At 39.4% G+C, this 7092-nt stretch carries 6 protein-coding genes; all 6 read left to right on the forward strand.

Translation table 11 applies throughout. The annotated features are described in order from the left end of the window. Nucleotides 1-342 precede the first annotated feature (342 nt). The 6 genes from CN514_RS04900 (at nt 343) to CN514_RS04925 (ending at nt 6780) form a co-directional block, all read left to right on the forward strand. Nucleotides 343-4134 carry a S8 family serine peptidase gene (locus CN514_RS04900; protein WP_098231636.1) on the forward strand — a complete coding sequence of 1264 codons (3792 nt, stop codon included), beginning with the start codon at nt 343-345 and terminating at the stop codon, nt 4132-4134. 213 nt (nt 4135-4347) lie between these two features. Next, nucleotides 4348-4683 carry an ASCH domain-containing protein gene (locus CN514_RS04905; RefSeq protein WP_098231637.1) on the forward strand — a complete coding sequence of 112 codons (336 nt, stop codon included), beginning with the start codon at nt 4348-4350 and terminating at the stop codon, nt 4681-4683. 405 nt (nt 4684-5088) lie between these two features. Further along, nucleotides 5089-5445 carry an arsenate reductase family protein gene (locus tag CN514_RS04910; protein WP_098231638.1) on the forward strand — a complete coding sequence of 119 codons (357 nt, stop codon included), beginning with the start codon at nt 5089-5091 and terminating at the stop codon, nt 5443-5445. A gap of 45 nt (nt 5446-5490) precedes the next feature. Further along, entirely contained in the window at nt 5491-5874 is a 384-nt protein-coding gene (gene gcvH, locus CN514_RS04915) for a glycine cleavage system protein GcvH (protein ID WP_098231639.1), read from the forward strand. 216 nt (nt 5875-6090) lie between these two features. After that, nucleotides 6091-6441, forward strand: a complete 351-nt coding sequence (locus CN514_RS04920; protein ID WP_088014517.1) for a ribonuclease M5 — start codon at nt 6091-6093, stop codon at nt 6439-6441. Nucleotides 6442-6456: 15 nt separating this feature from the next. Beyond that, a complete protein-coding gene (locus tag CN514_RS04925; protein WP_098231640.1) occupies nt 6457-6780 on the forward strand; it encodes a thioredoxin family protein in 324 nt (107 codons plus the stop codon). The last annotated feature ends 312 nt before the right edge of the window (nt 6781-7092 follow it).

A 7092-nucleotide genomic window follows, 5' to 3' on the forward strand; every position in this document is an offset into this window, starting at 1 on the left:
CTATAATGATATTACTACATTTTCGAATTGAATTCATGAAACTGAACAGTTGAAATTACTATTCTTGTAGATTCATGTTAAAAAATTTTTACAAATTCTAGAAAGTTTTCCCCCAATTTACTCGACTGAAAGTGAAGCCTATAATTTGAAGTAGTTAAATATTAGAATATTTTGTAAATTAAAAAAACTCCCAATTAATAGTAGCTAAGTTGAAAAGTCTCTATAACAGTATGCCGAAACACGGATCAGTGTATTAAATGTGAAGATAAGTAATGAACACGAAATCTTTGCATTTTTACAAATATATTAATCTACATTTTGTAAAGACAAAGGAGAGTTTAAATGGGGAAAAGGAGAAACAAAAAAATTATTAATGTAATGACCGTAAGCTTGGCTTCTGCAGTACTTTTAGGTACAAGTACTGGTAATTCATATGCATATGATGAGGCTTCAGCCGAAACGCCAACAATTCAGACAACTAAGAATCAAAGCGGTCGGGTAACGGAAAGGCACAAGGTCACTCTGATTACCGGTGACGTCGTCAATGTAGAAAAACATAGTGAAGGAACAATGGTTGCAACACTTGTACCTAATGAGGACGGAACTCCGGTCTCATATTCCGAGAAAACGATTGATGGGGACTATTATCTGATTCCTGATGAAGCAACACCATTCTTAGCAGCTGGTCAAATGGATGAAGATTTGTTTAACATAACGAAATTGATTGAGTATGGCTACGATGACGCTCATCAGTCAAGTATTCCTTTGATTGTAACAGAGGAATCCGGTATTACTTCAGCTGTCAGCGAAGCAGCTGATGAAGCTGCGACTACCGAGGCAACGAAAACAGTAGATCTTCCTAGTGTAAATTCGGTCGCAGTAAAAACGAATAAAAAACATGCCAAGAAATTCTGGGATGCTGTTGATGGAGAGGCAAATACAAAGCAAGCTCAGCCTGAACTAACGGAAGGCCTCAAAAAGATTTGGCTGGACAAACCAGTACATGTTTTACTTGACAAGAGTGTTCCACAGATTGGGGCGCCTACAGCATGGGCTGCCGGGTATGACGGCAAAGGCGTTAAAGTAGCTATTTTGGACACAGGGATCGATCCGACCCATCCGGATGTTAAAAATTCTATTAAAGAAACAAAGAGCTTTATTGATGGTGAAGATTTTATCGATCACCACGGGCATGGTACACACGTTGCTTCGACTATCGCAGGATCTGGTGCCGCTTCCGATGGTAAATTTAAGGGTGTAGCTCCAGGTGCAGACCTTTTAATTGGAAAGGTACTTAGCAATACAGGTGGAGGTACTGAATCGGGAATCATTGCTGGCATGCAATGGGCCGTTCAGGAAAAGGCCGATATCGTTAGTATGAGCCTTGGTACGAATGATCCGAGCGACGGCACAGATCCAATAAGTCAAGCGGTAAATAATTTAAGTGATGCTAGCAACACATTGTTCGTTATTGCTGCAGGTAATGCAGGAAGTAAAAAGAATACTGTAGGATCACCAGGTGCTGCTGAAAAAGCATTGACCGTTGGGGCAGTGGACAAATCCGCAACCGAGTTTTTGGCTGCCTTCTCAAGCCGTGGTCCGATTATAAACAATTTCAGAGTGAAACCTGAGGTTACGGCACCAGGAGTCTCAATTACTGCAGCTCGTGCGGCTGGAACAGCTTTAGGTCCGCTTGTTGGCAACTACTACACTACTATCAGTGGTACCTCAATGGCTACACCACATGTTGCCGGAGCTGCAACTATTCTGAAACAAAGACACCCGGATTGGACAGGGGACCATATCAAGCAGGTATTAGCCGGTACAGGGGTATCAAATGTTCGCTATACACCTTATCAACAGGGTGGCGGCCGTGTAAGTGTTCCGAACGCCTTGGATGCTAACGTCTATAGCAGTCCTGCAGTCGTCAGTATGGGAGCTGCTATGGCAGATGATAAGCCAGTAGAAAAAACTTATAAATATGTTAATCCATCTGATCATAATGTGACATTGAATCTTGTCTTGACAGCCACGGGTGAGAATTTAACGACAGCACCTGCTGGAATGTTCACACTTAATCAGACAACAGTCACAGTACCAGCAAATGGTAGCAGTGATGTGAAGGTGACACTTAATCCAACACTTGGCAGTATTCAGGATTATAAAGTTGTGGTTAAGGCTACTTCAAGTGACAACAAAACAATAAACACGACATTGGGAGCAACAAAGATTGAACCATTAGTTAGAGTAAAGCTTCAAACGATTGACCGAAATGGAAAGCAAACAAAAGGTGAAATCATTGCTTGTAACCTCGATACTGGGAAAATCAAGCAGATTTACCCTACTATTGGTACCGATACTACCCTCCTTTTGCAGCCAGGGCGATATTCAGTGATGGGTACCATCTACACACAAGACGAGACCGGATTAACTACCCAGGACTATACCCTTGCTGGTGAGCCTATGGTGGAGCTGAAGTTAAAGGAGGAAAAGACCATCACACTGGATGCCCGATTAGGTAAGGAGGTCAAGATCTCGACGCCTAAGGAGTCCGAACAAGGCGGCTGGAAAGTTGGCTACCGCAGATCTTTTGGTTTGGGCACGATTGACTACATGAAGGGAGCTTCGAGCGCGATTTGGGATCATGTTTACGTAGTGCCGACAAATCCATTGAAGGATGATGAAGGAACGTTTGAGTTTGATTTCCAGCAGAAGAGGATTGCCCCTATCATCAAGGCATCCTATGACGGGCTTGGCGGATCCATCCCGCTAGAACCGGTAGGCTTTGTACCTAGATTAAACGAACCTAGGAACCTAAAAGCCGTAAACGTAGGTAAAGCATTGCCGGAGGACATAAGCGGCAAGAACATCAGTGGTAATCTTGCGGTCGTTACCCGTGATGCGAATCAGACTACAGCTACCCAGATTAAAGCGTTGCAAGATGCTGGTGCAGCGGCGGTGGTCCTAGTTAACGACAGACCAGGAATTTACGCTGCTAGCGTACTAAGAGCTGATAACATCGCTATCCCTGCTTATACACTTGGACAGGACGACGGAACTGCGCTTCTAAACCGAATCGCTAACGGCCCAACCTTAATCAACTTGAAGGGAATCGCCAACAGCCCTTACGTATACAACATAGCGTTAAATATGCCAGGTGTCATCCCAGAAGACCCTAGCGATGAAGTGACTGCAGAAAACTCTGCCGTGGTAATGAACCATTACCGTGGCACTAAAGGTAAGTGGGTTGGTGAGGTTACATCTGCCGTTCGCCCGAATGAGTCTATGATAACTCAAGTTGTGAATTGGATCGACACTCCACTAGATAGGGAGGAGTGGTACTCTACTGGTAGCAAGTTTCCGACCATGAACGTGATGCATTGGATCCAAACGGTCTTTCCAAACCCAAATGAAATTTCCCAAAACGTAAAGGATATATACCGCAACTATCTGCCGGGAGATAAGCGTGAACAGACTTGGTTGGGTGCTGCAATTGGTCAATCTGAGAGCGCCATTGCGTACCGCGAGGGAGATAAATTCTTCATCCAAAATCATGAGTTTGGTGATAGTGAACCTGACCATTGGGGAGATTTCCTATTACCAGTCGACTCATCGTCTGTTCAGATTTTTAAGGACGGGGCCCTTCTCAATCAAGATTCTTGGTTCTCTACTTCAAAGCCAGTTGCTGTTAGCTCTGATCCAGCAACATACCGTGTCACTATGAATACGGCGCAATCTAAGTGGTCACCACTGTCTACAATGACTAGCATGGCATGGACGTTCAAGTCCGCTCGACCAGAGAACGGGAAAGAAGACCTGGCGATGTTGTGGCCAAGATATGACTTTAAACTTGATGGGGAGAACAATGCAAAAGGTGGCATCACTGATCACTTTGATCTATCATTTGTACTTCAATCCGGTGCTACCCCAGACATTCGTGGGGCAGAGGTTGAAGTATCTACTAATGATGGTAGTACTTGGAGCGCTGCAAAGGTACAGAACATCGAAGGTGGTCACTACACTGTGACTGTGAAAAACCCAGCATCTGGCTATGTGTCACTGCGCATCAAAGGATGGGACGCTAACGGTAGCAAGGTTGAACAGACCCTTATTAAAGCATACGGCGTGCGCTAATCTTCGAGGCTCCTCTTAGGGGAATCTCTTAAGTTCAAGACGAACAAGGAAATATTGCCAAATGACTTCCTTCCTCAGAAAAGAAAGTCATTTGGCATCTAACTTTATATTTTTGTGAAATGGTTACAACCGAAAGGGCATGACCTGCCTCTAGGGCGGGCCAGTTTACTTAAATAAATAATACGATTATTAATCGAATTGGAGGAGAAATAAATGAAACCATCTTTACAACCTAAAACTTGTTCAATTGAAAAACTAGTTACAATGAAGGAAGACGTAAGGAAGGTATTATCGGGTGCGAAAACTGCTATAAGAAGAAATGGGAGATATGCCGATCCAGGGGAGATTATGGACCTTGAAGGTCGCAAATTCGTAGTTCATACTGTATATTCACAAACCTTAGGTGAATTGACAGATGTAGATGCAAAGCGAGAAGGATTTACAACTGTTGAGGAATATAAGCAATCTATTCTAGCGATTCATCCGAAGATGCCGTGGCTTCCGAAAATGAGGGTTTGGGTACATGAATTTAGTGAAGTAATTGATTAATATTAGACACGATATATAGAGTGAAAATATTGAGTATCTCTAGTGCAAAATGGACCGGGCGGTTGTTGCCCGGTTTTTCTTATTATAGTAACGGAGGTATAGTTGGGGAATGAAATAAATTTTTAGAGAAAAAAAGGATATTATTCCCATAAATTGTGCCATACTAGAAATGTTGAAAATGGCTAAATGATCAGTTATAAATATTTTTAGTAAATTACATTAAAACAAAAGAAATATAGAAGGTTTTTGACTTTGAATAGTATAAAACACGAACGTTATACTAGTTAATTATAGAGAATATTGCTATAATGATGTATATGACGATTTATTACAGAATTTTCGAACGGAACTATTTAAACTCGCATATTCCCTGTGATAAAATAGAATTTGGGAGGAGTTGCTAATATGAGTATCATTTTTTATACATATCCAAAATGTGGAACTTGTCGAAAAGCCGCTTCTTGGCTTAAAGAACATAATATTCCGGTTGAAGCAATTGATATCACATTAAACCCACCTTCAAAGGAGTTACTTGCTGATCTTTATAAAGCAAGTGGAATTTCTATAAATAAACTGTTTAATACAAGTGGCGTTAAATATCGTGAGCTTGGATTGAAGGATGTTATTCCAACAAAAACTGAGGACGAGCTATTAGAACTTCTAAGTTCAGATGGTAAATTAATTAAAAGACCTCTACTTTTTAATGGAGATCAAGCAACAGTTGGTTTTAATGAAGAGGTATTTGAAAAGGTTTGGTTATAAAATAACTATATAATTTAAGGTAATTAATCAGAGGAGGATTTCACAATGTCAATTCCAAATGAACTACGTTATTCAGAAGAACATGAGTGGGTAAAAGTTGAAGGTAATAAATACTATATCGGTATTACTCATTTCGCTCAATCAGAGCTTGGAGATATCGTATTTGTTGAGCTACCAGAAGTAGGCGATGAACTTACTATTAATGAGCCATTTGGTAGTGTAGAGTCTGTAAAAACAGTATCAGAACTATATGCTCCAATCAGTGGTAAAGTAATTGAAGTAAACTCTGATCTAGATGAAAATCCTGAATTCGTAAACGAATCTCCATACGAAAAAGCATGGATGGTTGTTGTTGAGGCTACAAACACTTCTCAACTTGATGAGTTAATGACTGCTGGTCAATACGAAGAAATGATCAATCAAGATTAATTATCTAACATTAAGCGTCCATTTTGGGCGCTTTTTTATTTTTGGTGTATAATAAATGTAATAAAGCTTAACTTATTTACATAAAACATAATTTAAAGGGACATTTTCATTTAGGTAAAAAAAGGAAACAACATAGGGGAAATCGAATATACTATATACAAAAGATTTTTAGTCAAAAGTTTTTGAGTCCTATACATTAGGTGATGCCCAGTGAATATTGAAGATCAAAGAAAAGTTATCATTGTCGAAGGTACTACTGATAAGAGAAAAATACAGACGATCATAAAGGAGCCTGTAGATATTATCTGTACGAATGGTACAGTTGGTACTTCAAAGCTAGATGAGCTTGCTGAAATGTTAGATTTAAGAGAAATCTATGTGTTAGTAGATGCAGATGAGGCTGGTGAAAAGCTTAGAAGACTGTTAAAAAGAGAATTTCCACAGGCAGAGCATCTGTACATTGATAGAAGTTATCGAGAAGTGGCAACAGCTCCGAGTCAGCATTTAGCTAGTGTATTATTAGGGGCGGATATTTTAGTATTTACAGATTATTTACGTACAAATTAAAGAGGAATAAAGACTATGCAGCAATGGACAAAGAATGAAATAATGCAAAGAATTCAATTAAAAGAGACGACAGTTATTTATATTTATACCGCAATGTGTGGTACATGCCAAGTAGCTTCTAAAATGCTAGAGGTTGTAAATGAGATTCTGCCAAATTTACCTATAAGCAAGGTAAATATTAATGAAATAGTGGAAGAAGCTCAAAACTGGAAGGTTGAAAGTGTACCTTGTTTACTTATTTTTGAGAATGGGGAAATGAAACAAAAAATCTACGCGTTCCAGTCTGTACCATATTTACATGAATTATTAAAAAAATATAATTTATATATTAAACGATGAGTGCATACTGTATGTTGCACTCTTTTTATATGGCTTAAAATATTTCCTGATATTAGACATATTTCTCGGGAAATGAGTTGAATGCTGTAGAAATAAAATTAAAATATAGATTTTTATCAAGGTAAATGTCGAGCGAAATATAAAGAATACACCTCTTATCTATGAGAAAATAAGATTAAAGAATCCGGAAGAGGTGTTTATTATGGAAATCAAGGAGTGGATTGGACAAGCTAGAAACTTATTTATAAAAAAAGAATATTTACAAATCATTTTGCCAATCGAAGAAAGGATTGTAGAATTTAACTGTCAAAA

This window comes from Bacillus sp. AFS001701, assembly GCF_002559405.1.
Lineage (GTDB): Bacteria > Bacillota > Bacilli > Bacillales > Bacillaceae_G > Gottfriedia.